Below are 23927 nucleotides of genomic sequence, written 5' to 3'. Positions count from 1 at the left end.
TCATCCCAAGGGGCAAGTCATGGCCGGGTCATGGCGGTTGACGGCCTTGCGGGAGTCGGCCAGTCGAAAAGCCATGGCGCAATCTTGGCTTTGCACCCGCCGCCTGCTCTATAGTCTGCCGCATCGCACCAAGGATGGCATGAAGAATGGCGGAATATTCAGCCCTTTCGCTTCTCACGAACGCGCTCAAGGGAAATCAGGACTGGAAGCCGGCCTGGCGCAAGCCCGACCCCAAGGCCTCCTATGATGTCATCATCATCGGCGGCGGCGGCCATGGCCTGTCGACGGCCTACTATCTGGCCAAGGAGCATGGCATCACCAATGTCGCGGTGCTGGAGAAGGGCTGGCTGGGTTCCGGCAATGTCGGCCGCAACACCACGGCGGTGCGCTCCAACTACCTCTTGCCCTCCAACACCCGCTTCTACGAACATTCGATGAAGATGTGGGAGAACCTGTCGCACGACCTCAACTACAACGTCATGTTCTCGCAGCGCGGCTGCCTGAACCTGGCCCATACGCCGGCCCAGTTCGACGATTACGCCAGGCGCGGCAACGCCATGCGCCATCTCGGCGTCGATGCGGAACTGATGAGCACCGCCGAGATCAAGCGGCTGGTGCCGGCGCTGGACGTGTCGGCTTCGGCGCGCTTTCCGATCGTCGGCGGGCTGATGCAGCCGCGCGCGGGCACCGCCCGCCATGACGCTGTCGCCTGGGGCTATGCGCGCGGCGCAGACCGTCGCGGCGTCGACATCATCGAAAATTGCGAGGTTACCGGCTTCCTGCGCGACGGCGACCGCATTACCGGCGTGCAGACGACGCGCGGCGAAATCCGCGGCAAGAAGGTTGCAGTCGCCGTGGCCGGCAGCACCGGACGGGTGATGCAGCTTGCCGGCGTCGACAGAATGCCGATCGAGAGCCATGTTCTGCAGGCCTTCGTCACCGAATCGCTAAAACCCTTCATCGACACGGTGCTGACCTTCGGCATGGGCCATTTCTATATGTCGCAGTCCGACAAGGGCGGCCTCGTCTATGGCGGCGACATTGACGGCTACAACAGCTACGCCCAGCGCGGCAACCTGCCCATCGTCGACGAGGTGATGAGCGAGATGCTGGCGCTGTTTCCCGGCCTTGCCCGCGTGCGCATGCTGCGCTCCTGGGGCGGTGTCTGCGACATGTCGATGGACGGCTCGCCGATCATCACCACCGGGCCGCTACCAGGCATGTATCTCAATTGCGGCTGGTGCTATGGCGGCTTCAAGGCGACGCCGGCCTCGGGCTGGTGCTTTGCCTATACCATCGCCAAGGACGAGCCGCACGACTTCAACGCGCCCTTCACACTCGACCGCTTCCATCGTGGTCTCGTGATCGACGACAAGGGCCAGGGCGCAACGCCCCGGCTGCATTAGGGTTCAAACAAATGCTTATCACCTGTCCCTATTGCGGCCCGCGCGACGTCATCGAGTTCACCTATCAGGGTGATGGCAATCGCGAGCGCCCGCAGCCCAATTCGCAGGACCTCGACGCTTGGAACGCCTATGTCTACGACCGGCTGAATCCGGCCGGCGACCACAATGAGATCTGGCAGCATTCCGGCGGTTGCCGCACCCATCTGAGGATGGTGCGCAACACGGTAACGCATGAGATTTCCAGCACCGGTTTCGCGCGCGGCGACCACAATGCCGCCGCCCGTCACAAGGCCGGAGGCAAGTCGTGAGCCCGCGCCGCATCGAGACCGGCGGCAGCATCGACCGGCTGCGCACCATCCGCTTCACCTTCGACGGCACGCCCTACACCGGCCATGCCGGCGACACGCTGGCCTCGGCGTTGCTTGCCAATGGCGTCACGCTGTTCGGGCGTTCGTTCAAATACCACCGCCCGCGCGGCCTGCTGTCGGCCGGCGTCGAGGAGCCGAACGCGCTCGTGACCGTGCTGCGCGGCGAGGTGCGCGAGCCCAATGTCGCCGCGACCATGGTCGAGATCTATGACGGGCTGGTGGCCGTCAGCCAGAACCGCTTTCCCTCGCTTGCCTGGGACGTCAACGCCGTCAACCAGCTCGGCGGCAAGATCCTGGCCGCCGGCTTCTACTACAAGACCTTCATGGGTCCGGTCTTCGGTCCGCTGAAAGGCACCCGTTTCTGGATGTTCTGCGAGCATTTCATCCGCCGCGCCGCCGGTCTCGGCAAGGCCGGCATAGCCGCCGACACTTCGCGCTACGAACGCATGAACGCATTTTGCGACGTGCTGGTGGTCGGCTCCGGCCCGGCCGGCCTGGCGGCCGCAAAGGCGGCTGCCGACCAGGGCGCGCGCGTCATTCTGGCCGAGTTGGAGCCGCGTTTCGGCGGCTCGGCCAATTGGTCCGGCGAGACCATCGACGGCGCGCCGGCCGCCGACTGGGCGGCGCGCACCGTCAGCCAGCTCGAAGGTCACGACACGGTCCGCCTTTTGCCGCGCACCACGGTGTGGGGGTATTATGACGGCAACACGCTGGCCGCGCTCGAGCGCGTCACCGACCACAAGGAAACGCCCGGCAAGGGCGAACCGCGCCATCGCTATTGGGCGATCCGCGCCAAAACGGTGGTGCTCGCCACCGGCTCTTTCGAGCGGCCGCTGGTGTTCCCCGGCAATGACCGGCCGGGCGTCATGCTGGCGCATGCCGGCGAGCGCTACGCCAATGATTATGGGGTGCTGCCGGGCGAACGGATCGCGCTGTTCACCAACAATGACAGCGCCTATCGCTCGGCGCTGGCGCTGAAAAAGGCTGGAGCAGCCATCGTCGCCATCATCGATGTGCGCCCCGAACTGTCGTCCGAGATGCGCAGCCTGGCCACCGAGGCCGAAGCCGAAATCCTCTCCGGCCATGCCGTGGTCGCCACCGAAGGCGGCAAGGCGCTCACCGGCCTCAAGGTGCAGCGCTTCGACATGAACTCCGGTCTGCTCAGCGGCGACGCCCGCAGCATCCACGCCGATTGCCTGCTGATGTCGGGCGGTTGGTCGCCGACCATCCATCTCGCCAGCCAGGCCGGCGCGAGGGCTGAATGGAACCCTGCCCGCCAGGCCTTCCTGCCCCCGAAGCCGACGCAGCAGCGCTGGATCGGTGCGGGCGCGTTCAACGGCAGCTTTTCGACCGCCGAAGCCATCGTTGAGGGCCGCGCCGCCGGCCTGTCCGCGGCCGGGGGAGCGACTGCGCCTGCAGCCTTGCCGGACGTCGAGGCAGCGCCCGGCAGCCCCGATCCGGCGCCGGTGTTCGAGATCAAGGCGAAAGGCAAAAGCTTCGTCGACTTCCAGCATGATGTGACCGCCGAGGACGTGCGGCTGGCGCATCGCGAAGGTTTTGTCTCGGTCGAGCACCTAAAGCGCTACACCACGCTCGGCATGGCGACCGACCAGGGCAAGAACTCCAACGTGCCAGGCCTCGCCATCATGGCCGAGGCGCTGGGCAAGCCGATCCCCGAAGTCGGCACGACGCGCTTCCGTCCGCCCTATTCGGCGGTGTCGATCGGCTCGCTCGCCGCCGAGCGCTTCGGCGATCTGAAGCCCGAGCGGCTGACGCCGATGCATGACTGGCACCTCGCCAACGGCGCGACCATGTATTCAGCCGGCCTCTGGTTTCGGCCGATGATCTACGGGCTTTCAGGCGAGACGGTCGAGCAGGCCTATGTCCGCGAAGCCAGGGCGACGCGCGAAAGCGCCGGCATCGTCGACGTCTCGACCCTGGGCAAGATCGCCGTGCAAGGACCGGATGCGGCTGAATTCCTCGACCGCGTCTACACCAACATGTTTTCCACGCTTGCCGTCGGCAAGGCCCGTTACGGGCTGATGCTGCGCGAGGACGGGCTGGCCTTCGACGACGGCACCACATGGCGGCTGGGCGAACAGGATTTCCTGATGACCACCACCACGGCGAACGCCGGCAAGGTGATGCAGCATCTGGAGTATTTCCTCGATGTCATCTGGCCGGATCTCAAGGTGCACGTCACGTCGGTGACCGACGAATGGGCGGGCGCGGCCATCGGCGGGCCGAAGGCGCGCGCCATCCTGGCCGCTTGCGTCACCGGCACTGCGGTCGACAACGCCGCCCTGCCCTTCATGGGCATTGTGCATGGCCAGATTGCCGGCGTACCGGTGATGATTTGCCGGCTGTCCTTCTCCGGCGAAATGGCCTTCGAGGTCTACTCCGGCGCCGGCCACGGCACCCATGTCTGGGAAGCGCTGGTCGAAGCCGGCAAGCCGTTCGGCCTGGTCACCTACGGGCTGGAGGCGCTGGGCACGATGCGCATCGAAAAGGGCCACGTCACCGGCGCCGAGATCGACGGCCGCACCACAGCGCGCGACCTGCATCTCGACTGGATGCTGTCGAAGAAAAAGCCGTTCATCGGCTCGGCGATGATGGACCGTGAAGGCCTGATCGCGCCCGACCGGCTGCAGCTGGTCGGCCTGGTCTCGCTCGACAACCTGCCGCTCAACGGCGGCGCCCATATCGTGACGGAACTGGACGAGGCCAATCCGCACGATTCGCTCGGCCACATCACCGCCTGCTGCTATTCGCCGGCGCTGGGCAAGCATATCGCCCTGGCCCTGGTCGAGGGCGGCAAGGCGCGCCATGGCAGTCGCGCGTTCGTCTCCGATCCGCTGCGCAAGCGGTTCGGACCGGTCGAGATCGTCTCCAACCATTTCTACGACCCGGACGGGAGCCGCATGCATGGCTGAGCGCCAATCACGTGAAAGCCAACTACCGGAGCGCCTCTCGCCGCTCGAGCCGGTGTTCCATCCGGGTTCGCACGGCAATTTCGAGCATGGCGTGGACGTCATCCTGACCGAGACCCGGCCGGGCTCGATCCTGCAGCTTGCCGCATGGCCGGGCGCGGAAAAGCAGCTGATCGAGGCGATCCGCAAAGTCACCGGCCTCGCTCTGCCCGATGGGGCCGGCGGCGGTGTCGCCAAGGATGGCAAGGCTGTGTTCGGCTTTGCGCCGGGAAAGTTCACGGTCGTCGATGAAGCCGAGGGTCTGGCGGTGGCCGTTACCAGGGACGTCACCCCGGCCATCGGTACGGTCACCGACCTGTCGCATGGCCGCACCGCGATCCGCATCGCCGGGCCGAAGGCCGAATGGGTGCTGGCGAAATTCTTCGCCATCGACTTCGCGCTGCCCGCCTTCCCTGTCGGCGCCGGCCGCTCCACCACCCATCACGACGTCTTCGCCCAGATCCAGCGCACCGGCGCCGATCAATTCGATATCTACGTCTTCCGCTCCTTCGCCCGCTCGTTCTGGAAGGCGCTTTGTCACGCCAGCGAGGAAGTCGGCTACGAAGTGCAGTAGAGCAATTCCAGGAAAAGTGTGAAGCGGTTTTCCGTCAGGAATTGCGTCAACCAAAGGAAGCGGCCAAATGGCCGTTTCCCCTCGGCTTCTGGCATCAACGCCGACCGGTTCTGCCGCTAGAGAATCCTGCTGCAGACGCCCATGATGGCACAAGTGGCCGTCCAACCGGTCCAAGGGGTCAAAAAGATCCCGTCTCAGGCTCGGCATCGTCGTTTGGTTCGAACATCCCCATGACTGCAGAACTATCCGCCGGCGCCACGGATCGCGCCGATGTGTCGGCCAGAGCCTTGCTCTTGCTGCCGCTGACGGTCGCCTGCGGCGTGTTCATGACCAGCCTCGACCAGAACGTCGTGGTCACCGCCCTGCCCGGCATCAGCGAAAGCCTCGGCCGCCCGCCGAGCCAGCTCGGCCTGCTGATTACCGTCTATGTCGCCAGCCTGATCATCTCGATGCCGCTCGGCGGCTGGGCCGCCGACCGCTTCGGCCTGCGCAACGTCTACTGCTTCGCCTTGCTGGTGTTCGCGGCGTCATCGGCACTGTGCGGGCTGTCCAACGACATCTGGACACTGGTCGGCGCCCGCGCGCTGCAAGGGTTTGGCGGCGCGCTGATGGGGACGCTCGGCCAGGTCGTCATCCTGTCGACCTTCCCGCGCAGCCGCACGCTGAAGATAAACATGTATATCTCGCTCGCCGGCCAGTCCGGACCGCTGGTCGGCCCGCTCGTCGGCGGCGCGCTGACCACCTACATTTCGTGGCGCTGGATCTTCTTCATCAACGTGCCGTTTGCGTTGGCCGCGGCCGTTCTTGCCGCCTCGCTGTTTCCGACGGTTACCAAACCGGTGCGCACACCGTTCGATTTTCCGGGCTTCCTGCTGGTCGGCAGCGGCATGGTGCTGCTGGTCTTCGGCATGGACTCGCTTGCCGCAAAGGATGCCGCCGGCAGCATGATCGCGGCCGAGCTGGCGCTGGCGATCGTCATCCTGACGGTTGCCTCCTTCTACTGCCTGCGTGCCCGCAACCCCTTGCTGGACCTGAAACTCCTGCGCATCCGCACCTTCCGCATCTCCTTCCTCACTGGCGGCGGGCTGGACACGATCGGCCTGAGCTCCGTCGTCTTCCTGCTGCCGCTGATGTTCCAGCTCGGTTTTGGCATGAGCGCGGTGCAGGCGGGCTCGCTGACCTTCGTTGCTGCGGTCGGATCGCTGATCATGCGTGTCTTCATGCCGCGCCTGCTCAACCGCTTCGGCTTTCGCCGTGTGCTGGTCGTCAACACGCCGATCGTCGCGGCCATGGTCGCGGGCTTCGCCTTGATAGAGGCGACAACACCGGTCTGGATCGTGCTCGCCTATATTTTCGCCTTCGGTGTCCTGCGCTCGGCGCAGTGGGCATCGACCGGCAATCTCGCCTATTCCGACATCGCACCCGACCAACTCGCCCGCTTCAGCGCGCTCTATTACATTCTGTGGCAGCTGGCGGTGGCGATCAGCGTCGGCCTGGCTGCCGCGTTGCTGTCATTCCTGGCCGGCGGTGGGCCTGCCGTGACCAACGACTTCCGCATCCTGTTCGTGATCGAAGGCGTCATCACGCTGTGCGCACTGATCGCCTACCTCAAGCTGACACCGCAAGACGGCGCCCATGTCAGCGGCCATGGCGCGCAATTGAGCGTGGAATAGAGCCCTTTGGCCGACGCCCGCTTTATTCGCTGAACGTCACCCACTCTTCCAGCGGCACGCGGTCGGTTCGAAAATCGTTTTCAGGCTTGGAGGTATCCTCAAAGCCAAGCGCCATGCCGCAGACGACGATCTCCTCGTCGGGAATGTTGAGCACAGGCCGGATCTGCCGGTGATAGGGCGCAAAGGCTGCCTGTGGGCAGGTGTGCAGACCCCTGCCCCGCGCCGCCACCATGATGTTTTGCAGGAACATGCCGTAATCGATCCACGAGCCCTGGTTCAGCCGCCGGTCGATGGTGAAGATCATGCCGACGGGAGCGTCGAAGAAGACGAAGTTGCGGTCGTGCTGGGCGCGCATCTTGTCGACCTCGCGGCGGCCGATGCCGAGCGCGCCATAGAGCCCAAAACCGTTGGCGCGGCGGCGGGTGAGATACGGCTCGAAGAACTGGGTGGGGTAATAACGATACTCGTCCCAATCGGCCTTTTCGGCGCGGATGCCGGAATTGAGGATGGCATCGGTAATCTGCTGCTTGATCTCGCCCTTGGTGACATAGACCCGCCAGGGCTGCATGTTGGTGCCCGAAGGCGCGCGCGCGGCAACCGAGAGAATGGCGCGGATCGTCTCGTCATCGACCATGTCGGGCAGGAAGGCGCGCACCGAACGGCGCGACAGGATCGCCTCGTCGACAACAGCCGCGTCCTGCGCGATTTGGGCGTTTTTTTCCAGCATGGCCGTCCCTTTGCGCATACCCGGAAAGCCGAAACGGCGTTCAGAGAAGACCTTGCGCAGATTCCAAACCTTGGTCGCCGACCCGGCGCCCCCACGTCAGCCGTTCGTGGCCGAGCCTTTGCATGAACCGCCAAAATCGCGCAAGCAAATCTTGTGGCCTCATGAAAATCCACTTGATTTTTTCACGGGCGTGGGCTCTCATGAAATTCACTCCGGATTTTTCATCAAGTGAGCGTTTTGCCCCCAGCTACCGCCAAAACATTGCAGGGACCTGACGAGCGCCTGTTGGCGAGCGACATCCGTGCGCTGCGCAAGGCGCGTGGGCTGACGCTGGCCGAGATCGCCCTGAAGCTCGGCCGCTCCGTCGGCTGGGTCAGCCAGGTCGAGCGCGGCCTGTCGATCCCTTCGCTGGGCGACCTCAGGGCCTTCGCCGATTTGTTCGGCGTGCCGCTCAGCCTGTTCTTCAGCCATGACGTGCCGATCGAGAAGGAGCGCGGCGTGATCGTGCGCGCCGGCAGTCGGCGCACGCTTGGCACAAGCGAATCAGGCCTGGTGGAGGAGCTTCTGTCGCCCGATCTCGGAGGTAGTTTCGAGATGGTGCGTTCGATCTTCGCGCCGGGCGCGGAGATGAAGAGCGAACAGCTGCGGCCGACCGAGGAAGCAGGCTACATCGCTTCGGGCATTTTCGAGATCGAGATAGCGGGTGTCTGGCACCGTCTTGTTGAAGGCGATTCCTTCCGCTTCGAGCGCAAGCCGTACCGCTGGCGCAATCCCGGCACCGAGCCGGCCGTTGTCATCTGGGTGGTTTCGCCGCCTGTCTATTGAACGAGGGGTTTCTAATATGGCCGGTTTGCCGACCACGGCACGCGTGGTGATCATCGGAGGCGGTGTCGTCGGCACCTCCTCGCTCTACCACCTTTGCAAGGCGGGCTGGACCGACTGCGTGCTCCTGGAAAAGAACGAGCTGACATCGGGCTCGACCTGGCACGCCGCCGGCAATGTGCCGACCTTCTCGTCCTCCTGGTCGCTTATGAACATGCAGCGCTATTCGACCGAGCTCTATCGCGGCCTCGCCGACGCGGTCGACTACCCCATGAACTATCACGTCACCGGCTCGCTCCGCCTCGCGCATACCAAGGAGCGCATGCAGGAATTCCAGCGCGCCAAGGGCATGGGCCGATACCAGGGCATGGACATCGACATCGTCGGCACCGACGAGATCAAGCGCCGCTACCCCTTCATCGAGACGCATGATCTCAAGGGCGCGCTCTACGACCCGAACGACGGCGACATCGACCCGGCGCAGCTGACGCAGGCGCTGGCCAAGGGCGCGCGCGACATGGGTGCCAAGATCGTCCGCTTCTGCCCGGTGACGGGAGTTCGGCGCGAGAACGACGAATGGGTGGTTGTAACCCCGCAAGGCGAGATCCGCTGCGAGATCGTCGTCAACGCCGCCGGCTACCGAGCCGCCGAAGTCGGCAAGATGTTCGGCCGCGACGTCCCGATGATGGTGATGAGCCATCAGTACATATTGTTCGAGGAAATCCCCGAACTGATGGCCTGGTCGAAGGAACAGGGCAAGAAACTGCCGCTGCTGCGCGACGTCGACACCTCCTACTATCTGCGCCAGGAAAAGAACGGCATGAATCTCGGCCCCTATGAGCGCAATTGCCGCGCGCATTGGGCGACTCACAACGACTCGATGCCGGAGGATTTTTCCTTCCAGCTGTTCCCCGACGATCTCGACCGTCTCGAACATTATCTGGCCGACGCCGTCGCCCGCGTGCCGATCCTCGGCACCGCCGGCCTCTCCAAGGTCATCAACGGGCCGATCCCCTATGCGCCGGACGGCAACCCGCTGATCGGCCCGATGCCCGGCGTTCCCAATGCTTTCGAGGCCTGCGTCTTCACTTTCGGCATCGCGCAAGGCGGCGGCGCCGGCAAGGTGCTGGCCGAGTGGATCACCGAGGGCCAGACCGAATGGGACATGTGGTCCTGCGATCCGCGCCGCTTCACCTCCTTTGCCGCCGCACAAGACTATAGCGTCGCCAAAGGCATGGAGATCTACGGCAACGAATACGCCATCCAGTTCCCGCGCCATGCCTGGCCCGCGGGGCGCGACCGCAAGCTGTCGCCGATCCATGATCGCATCAAGGCGCTCGGCGCCCAGTTCGATGCCTACAATGGCTGGGAGCGCGCCACCTGGTATGCGAAAGACGGTGACGACACGTCGGAAGAAGCGACGCTCACCTTCCGCCGCGAAGGGCCATGGCACCACCGCGTGCGCGAAGAGTGCCTGGCGGTACGCGACGCCGCCGGCATTCTGGACCTGCCTGGCTTCTCGCGCTTCAACCTCGATGGCCCTGGCGCAGCCGAATGGCTGGCGCTGCAGGTCACCGGCCTGGTGCCCAAGCCCGGCCGCATCGGCCTCGTCTATTTTGCCGACGACAAGGGCCGCATCGTCACCGAGATGTCGGTGGTGCGCCATGGCGAAGAGCAGATGACGCTGATCACCGCGGCGGTAGCGCAGTGGCACGATTTCGAATGGCTGAAGTCGCGCATGCCCAAGGACGCAACTTTCACCCTCACCGACAAGACCGAAGACTATTCGACGCAAATCCTCGCCGGTCCCAATTCGCGCAAGATCCTGGCCGAGGTCTGCGATGCGGATCTCTTGCTACCCTGGCTGACGCATCAGGAAACCACGATCGCCGGCCGCTGGGCGAAGCTGGTGCGGGTATCCTTCGCCGGCGAACTCGGCTGGGAAATCCACACCAAGGTGGGAGACACCGCCGCCATCTTCCACGCCGTCTGGGCGGCGGGACAAAAACACGGCCTAAAGCCGTTCGGCATGTATGCGCTGGATTCGCTGCGCCTCGAAAAAGGCTATCGCACCTGGAAGGGCGACCTGTCGACCGACTATACGGTCCTGCAGGGCGGGCTCGAGCGCTTCGTCAAATGGGACAAGCCCGACTTCCGCGGCAAGGCAGCCCTGCAGAACGAAAAGCAGCAAGGCGTGAAGAAGCGCTTCGTCACGCTGGTGGTCGAAAACCCCGGCGATTGCGATGCGCCTTCGGTGTCGACGCTGTGGCACGACGGCAAGATCGTCGGCGAGACGACGTCGGGCGGCTGGGGCCATCGCATCGACAAGTCGATCGCGCTCGGCATGCTGCGCGCAGATCTGGCTGAACCGGATACTGCCATCGAGATTGAAATCTTCGGCGACCGCTTCAAGGCGGTCGTGCAGAAGGACGAACCGCTGTGGGATCCCAGGAATGAGAGGCTGCGGGCGTGAAGACTGTTATCCTCACCGATGGCGGCATGGGCCAGGAGCTGGTCCGCCGCAGCAAATCCGAGCCGACGCCGCTGTGGTCTGCCAGGGTGCTGATCGACGAACCGGATCTGGTGCGCGACCTGCATGCGGAATTCATCCGTGCCGGCGCCCGCGTCATCACCATCAACACCTATTCGGCCACGCCGGAGCGGCTCGCGCGGGAAGGAGCAGAAGACCTGTTCAAGCCGCTGCAGAAGCGCGGCATCGAGCTCGCAAGGCAAGCTTGCGAGCAAGCCGGAGAGGCAACCATCGCCGGCTGCCTGTCGCCCCTGTTCGGCAGCTATGCGCCGGCACTGACCATTTCCTATCAGGACACACTCGACATCTACCGCCGCATCGTTGCCGAGCAGGCGGACGGCGTCGATCTCTTTCTGTGCGAAACCATGGCTTCCGCCGATGAAGCGCGCGCAGCCGTCACGGCGGCATCGGAAAGCGGCAAGCCGGTCTGGGTGTCATGGACGCTGGCTGACCACGGTACCCCGCGCCTGCGCAGCGGCGAAGCGATCGCCACGGCCTCGCGTGCACTCGACGGCCTGCAGCTCGCGGCACGGCTGGTCAATTGCTGTCGGCCCGAAGCGATCGCCGCGGCACTGCCCGAGCTGATCGATCTCGGCGGCCCGGTCGGCGCCTATGCCAACGGCTTCACCTCCACCGAAGCGCTCAAGCACGGCGGCACCGTCGATGTGCTGCACGCTCGTCACGACCTTGGTCCTGATGCTTATGCCGACCAGGCGCTCGGCTGGGTCGAGGCCGGCGCCACCATCGTCGGCGGATGCTGCGAAGTCGGCCCGGCCCACATCGCTGCCTTGCGTGATCGGCTCGAACAGGCCGGCTATCAGATTTCGGGAGTTCAATGATGCCCAGACCGTCAAAGCGCATTTCCGGCATCGTGCCTTCGGGCAAGGATGGCTGGGAGGTCCACACCGAAGCCTGGGCCCGCAAGGAGGCCGGCCAGGACATCATCATGCTGTCGGTCGGCGACCATGATTTCGATACGCCATCGCAGACGATCGAAGCCTGCGTGACCGCCGTGCGCGGAAGCAACCACCACTACACACCGCTTTCCGGCGTTCCGCGCCTGCGCAGGGCGATGGCGGCGGCATCGACCGCCTGCAGCGGCATCGAGACAAGTCCCAGTCAGGTGATCCCCACGCCAGGCGGCCAGGCGGCGCTGTATGCGGCGGTGCAGGCCGTTCTCGACCAGGGCGATCATGCCATCGTGGTAGCGCCCTATTACGCCACCTACCCCAACACGTTCAGCGCCGCCGGCGCCAGTTTCACCGTGGTCGAGACGCCGGCCGAGGACGGTTTCCAGCCGCGCGCCGACAGGATCCGCGCGGCACTCAAGCCCAACACCCGCGCCATCCTGATCAACACGCCCAACAACCCGACAGGTGCGGTCTATTCGCGCGAGCGGCTGGAAGAGCTGGCCGAGATCTGCCGCGAGCACGATCTCTGGCTGCTGTCGGACGAGGTCTACTGGACGCTCGGCGGTGGCGAGCACATCTCGCCGCGCGGCCTGCCCGGCATGGCCGAGCGCACTTTGGTGATCAACTCGATGTCCAAGAGCCATGGCATGACCGGCTGGCGCATGGGCTGGCTGACCGGACCGGCCGAGATGATCACGTTGTTGATCAACCTCAATCTGGTGACGACCTACGGCCTGCCGGCCTTCATCTCGATCGCCTGCGCCGAGGCGCTGGAGAACCGTTACGGCGTCAAGGAGATCGCCGAGCGCTACGCGGCGCGCCGCACCGCGATGCTCGACGCCGTGCGCGGCATGAACAATGTCACCGTGCACGGCTCCGAGGGCGGCATGTATGTCATGCTCGACATCTCGGCCGTCGAGCCGGACGACGAGAAATTCGCCTGGGCTTTCCTCGACGCGGAGAATGTCGGTGTCATGCCGGGCTCCAGCTTCGGCCATGCTGCCGCCGGCCACATCCGCATCAGCCTCTGCCAGCCCGAACCGGTGCTTCAGGAAGCCGCAAAACGCCTGCGCCGCTTCGCATCCAGCTATCGCCGCGAGGCCGCATGACCAAGAGCATTCCCAAAAAGGCCCGCGCCGTGATCATCGGCGGCGGCGTCTCCGGCTGTTCGGTCGCCTATCATCTGGCCAAGCTCGGCTGGACCGACATCGTGCTGCTCGAGCGCAAGCAGCTGACCTCGGGCACGACCTGGCACGCCGCCGGCCTGATCGGCCAGCTGCGCGGGTCGCAGAACATGACGCGCTTGGCGAAATATTCGGCCGACCTCTACGTCAAGCTGGAGGCCGAAACCGAAGTCGGGACCGGCATGCGTCAGGTCGGCTCGATCACCGTGGCGCTGACCGAGGAGCGCAAGCACGAGATCTACCGGCAGGCCTCGCTCGCCCGCGCCTTCGACGTCGACGTGCGCGAGATTTCGCCCAAAGAAGTCAGTGAGATGTATCCGCATCTCAACGTTTCCGATGTCGTCGGCGCAGTCCACCTGCCGCTCGACGGCCAGTGCGATCCGGCCAACATCGCCATGGCGCTGGCCAAGGGCGCGCGCCAACGCGGCGCCACCATCGTCGAGAATGTGAAGGTCACCAAGGTCCACACCAAGGCCGGCCGCGTCACCGGCGTCTCCTGGGCGCAAGGCGAAGACCAGGGCACCATCGAGGCAGACATCGTCGTCAACTGCGCCGGCATGTGGGCGCGTGAACTCGGCGCCCAGAACGGCGTCACCATCCCGTTGCATGCCTGCGAGCACTTCTATCTCGTCACCGAGCCGATCACCGGTCTCGGCCGTCTGCCGGTGCTGCGCGTTCCCGACGAATGCGCCTACTACAAGGAAGACGCTGGCAAGATGATGCTCGGCGCTTTCGAGCCTGTGGCAAAGCCCTGGGGCATGGACGGCATCCGCGAGGATTTCTGCTTCGACCAGCTGCCCGAGGATATGGAGCATTTCGAGCCGATCCTCGAAATGGGCGTCAACCGCATGCCGATGCTGGCGACTGCCGGCATCCATACCTTCTTCAACGGCCCCGAAAGTTTCACCCCCGACGACCGCTATTATCTCGGCGAAGCGCCGGAGCTGCGGGGTTACTGGATGGCGACCGGCTACAACTCGATCGGCATCGTCTCTTCCGGGGGCGCCGGCATGGCGCTGGCGCAGTGGATCAATGACGGCGAAGCGCCTTTCGACCTCTGGGAAGTCGACATCCGCCGCGCTCAACCGTTCCAGAGGAACCGCCGCTATCTCAAGGAGCGCGTCTCCGAAACGCTCGGCCTCCTCTATGCCGACCATTTTCCCTACCGGCAGATGGCGACGTCGAGGAATGTCAGGCGCTCGCCGCTGCATGAGCATCTGAAGGCGCGCGGCGCCGTGTTCGGCGAGGTCGCCGGCTGGGAGCGCGCTAACTGGTTTGCGCGCGAGGGACAGGAGCGCGAATACCGCTATTCCTGGAAGCGGCAGAACTGGTTCGACAACCAGCGCGAGGAGCATCTTGCGGTCCGCAACAAGGTCGGCCTGTTCGACATGACCTCGTTCGGCAAGATCCGCGTCGAAGGCCGCGATGCCTGTGTGTTCCTGCAAAGGCTGTGCGCCAACGACATGGACGTTGCGCCAGGCAAGATCGTCTACACCCAGATGCTCAACCAGCGCGGCGGCATAGAGAGCGATCTGACGGTGTCGCGGCTGTCGGAGACGGCCTACTTCCTCGTCGTGCCGGGCGCCACGTTGCAGCGCGATCTCGCCTGGCTGCGCCGGCATGTCGGCGAAGAATTCGTCGTCATCACCGATGTCACGGCGGCTGAAAGCGTGCTCTGCGTGATGGGCCCGGATGCGCGCAAGTTGATCCAGAAGGTCAGCCCCAACGATTTCTCCAACGAGAACAATCCGTTCGGCACCTTCCAGGAGATCGAGATCGGCATGGGCCTCGCCCGCGCCCACCGCGTCACCTATGTCGGCGAACTCGGTTGGGAGCTCTATGTCTCGACCGATCAGGCGGCGCACGTCTTCGAGGCGATCGATGAAGCCGGCGCGGATATCGGCCTGAAGCTCTGCGGCTTGCATACGCTCGATTCCTGCCGCATCGAAAAGGCCTTCCGCCATTTCGGCCACGACATCACCGACGAGGACAATGTGCTGGAAGCCGGCCTCGGCTTTGCGGTCAAGACCGCCAAGGGCGACTTCATCGGCCGCGACGCCGTGCTCAAGAAAAAGGAAGCCGGCCTGTCGCGCCGGCTGGTGCAGTTCCGGCTGAAAGACCCAGAGCCCCTGCTCTTCCACAACGAAGCGATCCTGCGCGATGGCAAGATCGTCGGCCCGATTACCTCGGGCAATTACGGCCATCATCTTGGCGGCGCGATCGGGCTCGGCTACGTGCCTTGCCAAGGCGAAAGCGAGGCGGATGTGCTGGCCTCATCCTACGAGATCGAGATCGCCGGCGAACGGTTTGCGGCGGAAGCATCGCTGAAACCGATGTACGATCCGAAGGCGGAACGGACGAAGATGTAGCGCCTCTTCCTTCTCCCCGTTTCACGGGGAGAAGGTGGCCCGATAGGGCCGGATGAGGGGCGGCGCTAGCATTCGAAAGTTCGCTCTGCCCCTCATCTGCCTGCCGGCATCTTCTCCCCGAAAACGGGGCGAAGAAGGCTAACTTCAAAACCGCTCCAGCTTCGCCCGCACCTTCGCCAGAAACGCCGCCCGGCTCTTCGGCGTCGAGGCATCCATCAGATAATGCGCCAGGAAAAACGTCCGGCAGCGGCGAGCGCATAGCGCCCGCATGCCGCGCAGCAAGGTCTTGCGGCCGGGTTGGCCGACGACGACGCTCCACCAGGTCGGCGCACCGCAAGTGGTGATGACGCCGACCTTGGTGACATGCGTCATCAGCGAGACGATGCGCCCCTTTCCCAGCTTGAAGGCGACGTCGGTCGCCCATACCCGGTCGAGCCAGCCCTTCAGCATGGCCGGCAGGCCGTACCACCAGGTCGGATAGATGAACAGGATCGCCTCGGCCCAGGCGAGATGCTCGAAATGCGGCTTCAGCGCCGGATCCTCCGGCGCGCGGTCATTGTAAGCGCGCCGCTCGTCGCTTCCCATCACCGGATCGAATTTTTCGGCATAGAGGTCGAGCAGCCGCACCTCCCAGCCTCTGTGCGCCAGCACGTCGACCGCTGTGTCGCGGATGGCGGCGCAAAAACTTTCGGGCACCGGATGGCAATATACCACCAGCACGCGCATCAGAAGCTATCCATGCTGGCCGCGACCCTGGCGAGGAAGGCCGCCCGCGTCTCGTTGGTCGACAGGTTCATCGAATAATGCGCGAGATAGGACACAGAGGCGCCGGGCTTGATCGTCGCCCGCAGCATCCGTTTGACCAGCCGGCGCGGCGGATCGCCCATCAGCATGGCGCGAAACCGGCTGCCGCCGTAGGTGGTGATGGCGGCGAGCTTGCGGATGTTGTGCAGCGATGGCTGCACCTTGCCGTCGACCAGCTTGAACGACACGCCGGGCAGAAAGACGCGGTCGAAGAAGCCTTTCAGGATGGCCGGGAAACCGTAGTTCCAGACAGGGTATGACAGAACCGCCGCTTCGGCCTTGAGCAGGCGTTCGACATAGGGTGCGGTCGGATCTGAGGGGCTGCGTGGGTTGTGATAGGCGAGCCGCTCCCCACGCGTCAGCCTGGGATCGAAATCCTCGGCACAGAGATCGCAGTCATCGACCTCATGGCCCGCCGCCGTCAGCCGTTCGACGATCGTCCGATGCAGCCCGGCGTTGAAGCTGGTCTCCACCGGATGTGCATGGAGGACGAGGACTTTCATAGGGAAGTGTCGCCGAGGTCAGCGCGAGGCACCCCCCTCTGCCCTGCCGGGCATCTCCCCCTCAAGGGGGGAGATTGGCAGTCTTTACGCCGCGCCTGTTCTTCCAGGTGAAAGCGGTGGAGCGAATAATCTCCCCCCTTGAGGGGGAGATGGCCGGCAGGCCAGAGGGGGGTGGCCAGGCGCAAACCTCTCATCACCCGGCCCTCTGCAGCCCCTTGAACAAAAAAGTCCGTCCCGAGCGATAATCATAGTCCGGATTTTCCCAGGCGATCATCTTGCCGGGATTGAGCAGGCCTTGCGGATCGGTCTCGCGCTTGAAGGCGAGCTGGATTTCGTCGGTCTGCTTCATGCCGCCCTCTTCCAGCGTGTAGCGGTGCGGGTTGAAGATCGGGCAGCCATTCTGCTCATGCAGCCGGATGATTTCGTCGAGCCGCGCCTCGGTGGTGAATTTCACCAGCGGCAGGCCGAAGCAGGTGATGTTGCCGTCGAGCCGGACGAATTCGAGATGCGAAAAAACCTCGTCCGGGAACATCGCGTCCATCTTCTCGACCAGCGCCAGCTGGTTGGGAAACGGATAGAGCGATTGCAGATAGGTGATCGCGGGATCGACGCGTAGCGCCCTGAGCGTCGTGTGATTCCACGCCAGCTCGAAGCCCGGTGGCAGACCCTTCTTGTCGTCATCGGTAGCCGTCGCCGCATTGAAGATGATTTCGCCACCGGCGCGGCGGGTGAAGGCGACAAACGCGTCGAGCCCATGCCGCGCGACCATGACGACGCAGATGCTTTGCCCTTCCCTGAAAAACTTCTGGTGGCGCTTGAAATAGAGCTGCGGCACCGGGGCGGCGATCGGCGTGATCAGCTTGGTCAGGATGCCGTCCTGACAGGCCAGCGCATTGCCGTAGCGGGCGGTCGGCATGAAAGCGTCGAAGCCGACGATGACGTCGATCCAGTCATAGGCCGCCGTCAGCGGCATCTCGACCTCGGTGATGATGCCGTTGGTGCCGTAGGCATGCGTGACCTTGTGCAGATCCTCACCGGTGAGCTCGAGTGCCTTCGGCTCGGCCTCCATGGTGACGACGCGCAGGCGCAGCACATTGCCGAAATCGCGCAGGCCGCCGAAATTGATCGAGCCGACGCCGCCGGAGCCGCCGGCGATGAAGCCGCCTATCGACGCCGTGTTGTAGGTCGATGGCGACAGCCTCAATTCCTGGCCGGAATGCGCGCGCGTCGCTCTGTCGATGTCGGCGAGGATGGCGCCTGGGCCGGTCACCACGCGTCCCGGCGCGATGGCCTTGATCTCATTCATCTCGGCAAGGTTGAGCACCACGCCGCCCGACAGCGGCATCGCCTGGCCGTAATTGCCGGTGCCGCTGCCGCGCGGCGTCACCGGCACGCCATGACGGTGGCAGGCGGCGAGCACACGGATCAGTTCGGCCTCGTTCTTCGGCGTCACGATCAGGTCGCCGGTGACATGGTCGAGCTGCTGCTTCAGCACCGGGCTGTACCAGTAGAAGTCGCGGCTCTTCTGCTGGACGATGGCCGRATTGTCGTCGAGCTTTATCCCGTCGAGATCGCGTTTGAGCGCCGAAACATCCATCAGTCCACCATCAGTTCGTCGAGCTCTGCATAGTCGGGCAAGTGCCGGTCGATCGGCTTGCCGTCGCGCACGACGATGCGATCCGATTCGGGCCGCGACAGCAATTCCGTCCAGCTCCGCCCTTTGAAGAGAATGAAATCGGCGCTGCCGCCGGCGGTGAGCGTGCCGACGCCATCGAGCCGCATCACCTTGGCCGGCGTCGCCGCCACGGTCTGCGGCCAGTCGCCAACCGGATGGTCGAAATGCAGGATGCGCGTCGCCATGCGATAGACCTCCAGCATGTCGAGATCGCCATAGGCGTAGAAGGGGTCGCGCGTGTTGTCGGAGGCGACAGCGACCGCAATGCCCCTCGCCTTCATCTCATGCAGCAAGGTCACGCCGCGCCAGCGTGGCGTGGTCTGGTCGGCGCGCCGGTCCTGCAGATAGAGATTGCACATTGGCAGCGACACCACCGCAAGCCCGGCCTTGGCCACCTTGTCCAGCGTGTCCAGCACGTCGAGGTCCGGCTGGCGCGCCAGCGAGCAGCAATGTCCGACCAGGATGTTGCCCTCAAAACCGTTCCACAGCGAGGCCTCGGCGATCTTCTTCAGCGAGATCGCAGCGACATCGTCGGTCTCGTCGGCGTGGAAATCGAGGTCGAGCCCGTGCTTGATCGCCTCGGAAAACACCTTGTCGAGCAGTTCTTCGAGGTCCGGCACCATATAGGTGACGACGCCGAGCACGCCCTTCGCCGCGGCCACGCGCTTGGCCAGCCGCTCGAACCATTTTGCGTCGCGCACGCCTTCGATGCCGAGCAGGCAGGCCGCCTGCAACTCGATGCGGCCGCGCCATTTGTCGCGCATGGTCTCGAACACCGGCCAGGAGATCTCCTCCTGCGGCGGCACGCTGTCGAGATGCGTGCGCAGTGCCCTGGTGCCGTGCGCGTAAGCCGAGCGCAGCGAGAAATCCATGCGCCGCGCCACATCCTCGGCGCTCCAGCGCGCGGCGCGGTCAGCGCCTGTGGCATTGAGCGCGCCCATGAAGCTGCCGTCGGGATTGGGTTTGCGCGGCCAGATATGGCCCTTGTCGATATGGGTGTGGCAATCGACAAAACACGGCAGGATAATACGGCCGGCGAGGTCGATGGCGCCGGCCGGCGCTTTTGTTTTCTTATGCGCGACGATGCCGGAGATCTTGCCGTCGGCGACGGCAATGTCGGCCAGCGCGAAGCCGTCCCTGTCGTAAGTCGCGGCCAGACCGGGCGTCAGCGACCGGTGAAGGCGAACGTTGGCCAGGACATAGGACCCGTCCTGCGGAATGCTGATGGCTGACATCACCCCTTACCGCTCCTGCTTCAGCGCGCTCTCGTGCCAGCGGCGCAGGATGAGATGCGACACCAGCGACAGCACCAGGAAGATCAAAATGCCGGTCAGCGAAATCAGGATCAGCGCGGCGAACAGGCGCGGCGCGTTGAGCCGGTAGCCGGCCTCGATGATCCGCGAGGCCAGCCCCGATGATTGCCCCTGCGCGCCGGCGACGAACTCGGCCACGACAGCGCCGATCAGCGACAAGCCGCCGGCGATCTTCAGGCCGCCGAGGAAATAGGGCATCGCCGCCGGCAGCCTGAGATAGCGCAATTGCTGCCAGCGTGTGGCGCCGTTGAGCTTGAACATGTCACGCAGATTGCGGTCGACCGAGTTGAGGCCAAGCGTGGTGTTGGACAGGATCGGGAAGAAGGCGACGATCCAGGCGCACAGCAACAGCTTCACCGTCTGGTTGTTCACATAGATGTTGATCAGCGGGAAGATCGCCACGATCGGCGTCACCTGCAGCACGATGGCGAAGGGGAAGAACGACATCTCCACCCATTTCGATTGCGCAAACAGCACCGCCAGCCCGACGCCGCCGATAACCGCGAGCAGAAGGCTAAGGAACGTGATCCTGAGCGTCACCAGCAGCGAGGAGAACAGCAGTCCGGCATCGTCATAGAGTGTTTGCAGCACCACGCCCGGGCGCGGCAGGATGTATTTCGGGATCTCGTTCCAGACGCAGATACGGTCCCAGAACCAGATCGCAAGGATCATGATCGCCAGCGGCAGCACCCACCGGCCGATCCGCTCCAGCCGCTCCTGGCGCACACGGCCCGCCTCCTCCGGATCGAGCGTCAGCGAAGGCTGCTCAATGGCCGTCATGGTGGGGTCCGGCTGATGTGTTGATGGCGTTGACCAGAATGTCCGAGGCCTGGCGGCAGAGCGCGGCATAGTCGGGCGAGGTCCGAAACACCTCGTCGCGCGGATAGGCGGCATCGATGGCCAACTCGGCATGGACGCGTCCCGGCCGCGCCGCCATGACGACGACGCGATTGGACAGGAACACGCTCTCGAAGACGCTGTGCGTGACGAACACGACGGTAAAACGCTCGTCCTGCCACAGCTCCAGCAGATCGTTGTTGAGCTTGAAGCGGGTGATCTCGTCGAGCGCGGCAAACGGCTCGTCCATCAACAGGATGCGCGGCTTGGTCACCATGGCGCGCGCGATCGAGACGCGCATCTTCATGCCGCCGGAAAGCTCTCGCGGCACGGCGTTTTCAAAGCCGGTCAGATGCACGCGCGCCAGCATCTCCGTCACCGCCGGGGCTGCCTTGGTGCGCGACACGCCTTTCAGCCTGAGCGGCAGCCAGACATTGTCGAAGACATTGGCCCAGGGCAGCAGCGTCGGCTCCTGGAAGACGAAGCCGATGTTCGAGCGGTCGATCGAACCGCCCCAGTCGAGCACGCCTGAGGTCGGCGTCGACAGGCCGGCGATCAGCCTGAGCGCCGTCGACTTGCCGCAACCGGACGGCCCGAGCAGGCTGAGAAAATCGCCTTCGCGGATGGTCAGGTCGACATCGCTCAGCGCCGTCACGCCGTTGGAAAACACCTTGCCGACATGGCGCAGCGCCAAAAGCATCGGGCTTTCGCCCGACGCTGTCATGGGCGCCTTGGCCATTGTCTCCAGTCTCACGATTACTTCTTCAGCTCGAGCCCGACGCCCTTGTTGATGAAGGCCAGCGTATAGGCCTTCTTGATGTCGATGCCGGGCTGCGCGACCTTGGCCTTGACCATCTTGTCGTAGAAACTCTGGATGCGGGCGTCGGTCATGGCGCCGATGCCGAGCTTTTCCGAATCGCCGGAATCGACCACGCCGAATTTTTTCAGCTGTTCGATCGAGAAGGCGATCTGCTCATCCGTCATGTCAGGATTGTCCTTCTTGATCATGTCGTTGGCGGCCTTGTTGTCGCCGTAGAGGTAATTGTACCAGCCCTTGGCCGAGCCATCGACGAAGCACTGGACCACCTCAGGCCGCTTGTCGATCGTGTCCTGCATCACCTCGACGGTCGTCGCATAGGTTTCCCAGCCATAGTCGGCGAGCAGGAACTGGTTGGGCAGGAAGCCGCCGGCTTTCTGCACCGCGAACGGCTCCGAGGTGACATAGCCCTGCTGAATCGACTTCTTGTTGGCAATGAAGGGAGCCGGATTGAAGGTGTAGGGCACGCGCTTGGCCGCATCGAAGCCGAGCTCGGTGACCATCCACTGGAAGAAGGTCTGCGCGCCCTCGTCGCCGAGAATATACTGGTCGGCGTTCTTCAGGTCCTCCCACTTGTCCAGCCCTTGCCCCGGCTGGGACATGATGACCTGCGGGTCCTTCTGGAAATCGGCGGCGACGACCCGCATCGGAATGCCCTGCTGCACGGCGTCGAACGCCGAAAGCAGATTGCCGCCCATGTAGAAATCGAGCTTTCCGGCAAGCAGCAGCGGTCGCCCGCTGACCTGCGGGCCACCCTGCGAGATCGTCACGTCGAGGCCGCAGGCGGCATAGGTGCCGTCGGCCACGGCCTGGTAGTAGCCGCCATGCTCGGGCTCAGCCAGCCAGTTGGTGCCGAAGGTGACCTTCTCGTTCGCAGCCGCACCCAGCGTGCTGGCTCCAAGCAGCGCGAGCGCCAGCGCTGAAATCTTCTGTTTTCCGTACATCGACACCACCCTCTGTTGGCTCCGGAGCGTCACGCGCCGGGCTCGACACCATTGGTCCAAGAAGCAAGACACATGCCACCGCCCGGACCGCCTGCTTTTGGCAGCGGTCATTGCCAGGACCGGGCGGGTCATGCTGTGCGGAAGGCATCGTGCCTATTTTTTGGACGCCTGTCCACAATCGCTCCGGCAACATGCACTGCATCTTGAGGGGTGTGCGGTCAGGCCCTAGGCTGACCCTGAACCGGAGATTGCCATGTTCAGATTCCTCACCCCGAAGTCGATCAAACCGCCTTTCGCCCGCTACAGCCATGGCGTCGAAGTTCCGCCTGGCAAGCGGCTGGTGCTATGCTCCGGTCAGGTTGCCATCACGGCGGATGACCAGATCCCGGAAGATGCCGGCGCCCAGGCCGAACTCTGCTTCCAGAACATAGCGGCGATTCTCGGCGAGGCCGGGCTCGGGCTTGCCGACATCGTGCGCATCAACGCCTATGTCACCGACCGCGCGCATCTGCGCCCCTATATGGACGTTCGCGACCGGCAGTTTGCCAGCCCCGCGCCGGCCTCGACGCTGATGATCGTGTCCGGCTTTGCGCGGCCGGAGTTCAAGGTCGAGGTCGAGGCGATCGCGGCTGGGTGATCGACAGGCGGCGTTTGGCGCGCTAGGTCTCCCCGCACATTCAAGAGGCATGACATGACCGTTGCTGACAGACGCGTGTGGTGGGGCGACTACCGGACCACCGAATACGCCGCGATCGACCCGGAGGCGACGATCGCCGTGCTGCCGGTGGCGGCCATCGAGCAGCACGGTCCGCATCTGCCGGTGTCGACCGACACCTCGATCATGAACGGCATGCTGGAGACGGTGATCGCTCGCCTCCCCGCCGATCTCGACATCCGCATCCTGCCGGTCCAGGCGGTCGGCAAGTCGAATGAGCATCTGCATGCGCCAGGCACGCTGACCTTGCCGGCGACGACCCTCGTCGATGCCTGGACCGAGCTTGGCTTGTCCATCGCCCGCGCCGGCGTTCGCAAACTGATCGTCGTCAACTCGCATGGCGGCAATGAGGAGATCATGGGCATCGTCACGCGTGAGCTGCGCGTGCGTGAAAGGATGCTGGCGGTGAAGACCAGCTGGCAGCGTTTTGGCCGCCCGGCCGGCATGTACACCGAGCTGGAAGACCGCCACGGCATCCACGGCGGCGACGTCGAGACTTCGCTGATGCTGCATTTCCGGCCGGACCTGGTCGACATGGCCAAGGCCGACAATTTCGTCTCCAAGGTCGCCCGTGCCGAGAGCAAATTTGCGCTGCTGCGCCACACCGGAACGCACGCCTTCGCCTGGATCGCCAGCGACCTCAACCCGAACGGCGTCGTCGGCGACGCCTCGATCGCAACGGCCGAAAAAGGCCGGCTGACGGCAGAGCATCAGGCCGACGGCTTCATCACCTTGTTGAAGGACGTGCGCAAGGCGAAGCTTGCCGACTGGCTGGCGTAAACTCGC

General features: G+C 64.4%; 20 protein-coding genes. 12 read left to right on the top strand and 8 right to left on the bottom strand.

Annotated features, from left to right (window positions below; genetic code table 11):
• Positions 1-146: 146 nt before the first annotated feature.
• From AC1DYJ_RS11100 to AC1DYJ_RS11080, 5 genes are all read left to right on the top strand, one after another.
• Positions 147-1406: a sarcosine oxidase subunit beta gene (locus tag AC1DYJ_RS11100; protein WP_477280734.1), complete on the top strand. Its 1260-nt coding sequence runs from the start codon at positions 147-149 to the stop codon at positions 1404-1406.
• 11 nt (positions 1407-1417) lie between these two features.
• Positions 1418-1714 (top strand): sarcosine oxidase subunit delta, encoded by a 297-nt coding sequence (locus tag AC1DYJ_RS11095; RefSeq protein WP_023670367.1) that lies wholly within the window; start codon positions 1418-1420, stop codon positions 1712-1714.
• Complete coding sequence (locus tag AC1DYJ_RS11090) at positions 1711-4707, top strand: sarcosine oxidase subunit alpha (protein ID WP_477280732.1); 2997 nt, start codon at positions 1711-1713, stop codon at positions 4705-4707. The genes AC1DYJ_RS11095 and AC1DYJ_RS11090 overlap by 4 nt, the downstream gene beginning before the upstream one ends.
• On the top strand, positions 4700-5317 hold the full coding sequence (locus AC1DYJ_RS11085; RefSeq protein ID WP_477280730.1) for a sarcosine oxidase subunit gamma: 618 nt from the start codon (positions 4700-4702) through the stop codon (positions 5315-5317). Before AC1DYJ_RS11090 ends, AC1DYJ_RS11085 begins: the two co-directional genes overlap by 8 nt.
• Positions 5318-5547: 230 nt before the next feature.
• Complete coding sequence (locus AC1DYJ_RS11080) at positions 5548-6990, top strand: MFS transporter (protein ID WP_477280728.1); 1443 nt, start codon at positions 5548-5550, stop codon at positions 6988-6990.
• 22 nt (positions 6991-7012) lie between these two features.
• On the opposite strand, the gene AC1DYJ_RS11075 is transcribed toward AC1DYJ_RS11080, so the two are convergent.
• Positions 7013-7717 (bottom strand): nitroreductase, encoded by a 705-nt coding sequence (locus AC1DYJ_RS11075; protein ID WP_477280726.1) that lies wholly within the window; start codon positions 7715-7717, stop codon positions 7013-7015.
• Positions 7718-7999: 282 nt separating this feature from the next.
• On the opposite strand from AC1DYJ_RS11075, the gene AC1DYJ_RS11070 reads away from it, so the two are divergent.
• Genes AC1DYJ_RS11070 through AC1DYJ_RS11050 form a run of 5 tightly spaced genes read left to right on the top strand, consistent with a single transcriptional unit; the run spans position 8000 to position 15533 of the window.
• The gene (locus AC1DYJ_RS11070) at positions 8000-8542 is read left to right on the top strand and encodes a helix-turn-helix domain-containing protein (protein ID WP_477281719.1); all 543 of its coding nucleotides are present in this window, start codon (positions 8000-8002) and stop codon (positions 8540-8542) included.
• Between the two features lie 16 nt (positions 8543-8558).
• Entirely contained in the window at positions 8559-11012 is a 2454-nt protein-coding gene (locus tag AC1DYJ_RS11065) for a GcvT family protein (protein WP_477280724.1), read from the top strand.
• Positions 11009-11908 carry a homocysteine S-methyltransferase family protein gene (locus AC1DYJ_RS11060; protein ID WP_477280722.1) on the top strand — a complete coding sequence of 300 codons (900 nt, stop codon included), beginning with the start codon at positions 11009-11011 and terminating at the stop codon, positions 11906-11908. The genes AC1DYJ_RS11065 and AC1DYJ_RS11060 overlap by 4 nt, the downstream gene beginning before the upstream one ends.
• On the top strand, positions 11908-13089 hold the full coding sequence (locus AC1DYJ_RS11055; RefSeq protein ID WP_477280720.1) for a pyridoxal phosphate-dependent aminotransferase: 1182 nt from the start codon (positions 11908-11910) through the stop codon (positions 13087-13089). Before AC1DYJ_RS11060 ends, AC1DYJ_RS11055 begins: the two co-directional genes overlap by 1 nt.
• Positions 13086-15533, top strand: coding sequence for a GcvT family protein (locus AC1DYJ_RS11050; RefSeq protein WP_477280719.1), 2448 nt, complete (start codon positions 13086-13088; stop codon positions 15531-15533). Before AC1DYJ_RS11055 ends, AC1DYJ_RS11050 begins: the two co-directional genes overlap by 4 nt.
• Positions 15534-15677: 144 nt before the next feature.
• On the opposite strand, the gene AC1DYJ_RS11045 is transcribed toward AC1DYJ_RS11050, so the two are convergent.
• The 7 genes from AC1DYJ_RS11045 to AC1DYJ_RS11015 all read right to left on the bottom strand — a co-directional run bounded on the left by AC1DYJ_RS11045 (position 15678) and on the right by AC1DYJ_RS11015 (position 22426).
• Positions 15678-16259, bottom strand: coding sequence for an NAD(P)H-dependent oxidoreductase (locus AC1DYJ_RS11045; RefSeq protein WP_477280717.1), 582 nt, complete (start codon positions 16257-16259; stop codon positions 15678-15680).
• Positions 16259-16840 carry an NAD(P)H-dependent oxidoreductase gene (locus AC1DYJ_RS11040; protein ID WP_477280715.1) on the bottom strand — a complete coding sequence of 194 codons (582 nt, stop codon included), beginning with the start codon at positions 16838-16840 and terminating at the stop codon, positions 16259-16261. The genes AC1DYJ_RS11045 and AC1DYJ_RS11040 overlap by 1 nt, the downstream gene beginning before the upstream one ends.
• A 193-nt stretch (positions 16841-17033) precedes the next feature.
• On the bottom strand, positions 17034-18437 hold the full coding sequence (locus tag AC1DYJ_RS11035) for an FAD-binding oxidoreductase (RefSeq protein WP_477426065.1): 1404 nt from the start codon (positions 18435-18437) through the stop codon (positions 17034-17036).
• A complete protein-coding gene (locus AC1DYJ_RS11030) occupies positions 18437-19750 on the bottom strand; it encodes a cytosine deaminase (protein WP_477280712.1) in 1314 nt (437 codons plus the stop codon). Before AC1DYJ_RS11030 ends, AC1DYJ_RS11035 begins: the two co-directional genes overlap by 1 nt.
• Before the next feature lie 6 nt (positions 19751-19756).
• Positions 19757-20608 (bottom strand): ABC transporter permease, encoded by an 852-nt coding sequence (locus tag AC1DYJ_RS11025; RefSeq protein ID WP_477280710.1) that lies wholly within the window; start codon positions 20606-20608, stop codon positions 19757-19759.
• Complete coding sequence (locus AC1DYJ_RS11020; protein WP_477281717.1) at positions 20595-21404, bottom strand: ABC transporter ATP-binding protein; 810 nt, start codon at positions 21402-21404, stop codon at positions 20595-20597. Before AC1DYJ_RS11020 ends, AC1DYJ_RS11025 begins: the two co-directional genes overlap by 14 nt.
• 17 nt (positions 21405-21421) lie before the next feature.
• The gene (locus AC1DYJ_RS11015) at positions 21422-22426 is read right to left on the bottom strand and encodes an ABC transporter substrate-binding protein (RefSeq protein WP_477280708.1); all 1005 of its coding nucleotides are present in this window, start codon (positions 22424-22426) and stop codon (positions 21422-21424) included.
• A 253-nt stretch (positions 22427-22679) separates the two neighbouring features.
• Here AC1DYJ_RS11015 and AC1DYJ_RS11010 point away from each other — a divergent pair, with 253 nt between their 5' ends.
• The gene (locus tag AC1DYJ_RS11010; protein WP_477426063.1) at positions 22680-23063 is read left to right on the top strand and encodes a RidA family protein; all 384 of its coding nucleotides are present in this window, start codon (positions 22680-22682) and stop codon (positions 23061-23063) included.
• Positions 23064-23117: 54 nt separating this feature from the next.
• Positions 23118-23921: a creatininase family protein gene (locus tag AC1DYJ_RS11005; RefSeq protein ID WP_477280704.1), complete on the top strand. Its 804-nt coding sequence runs from the start codon at positions 23118-23120 to the stop codon at positions 23919-23921.
• Positions 23922-23927: the final 6 nt, after the last annotated feature.

This window comes from Mesorhizobium sp. P2_B11, assembly GCF_056404855.1.
The sequence above is the reverse complement of the archived record's forward strand: the minus strand, read 5'-3'. Positions and strand labels throughout refer to the sequence as shown.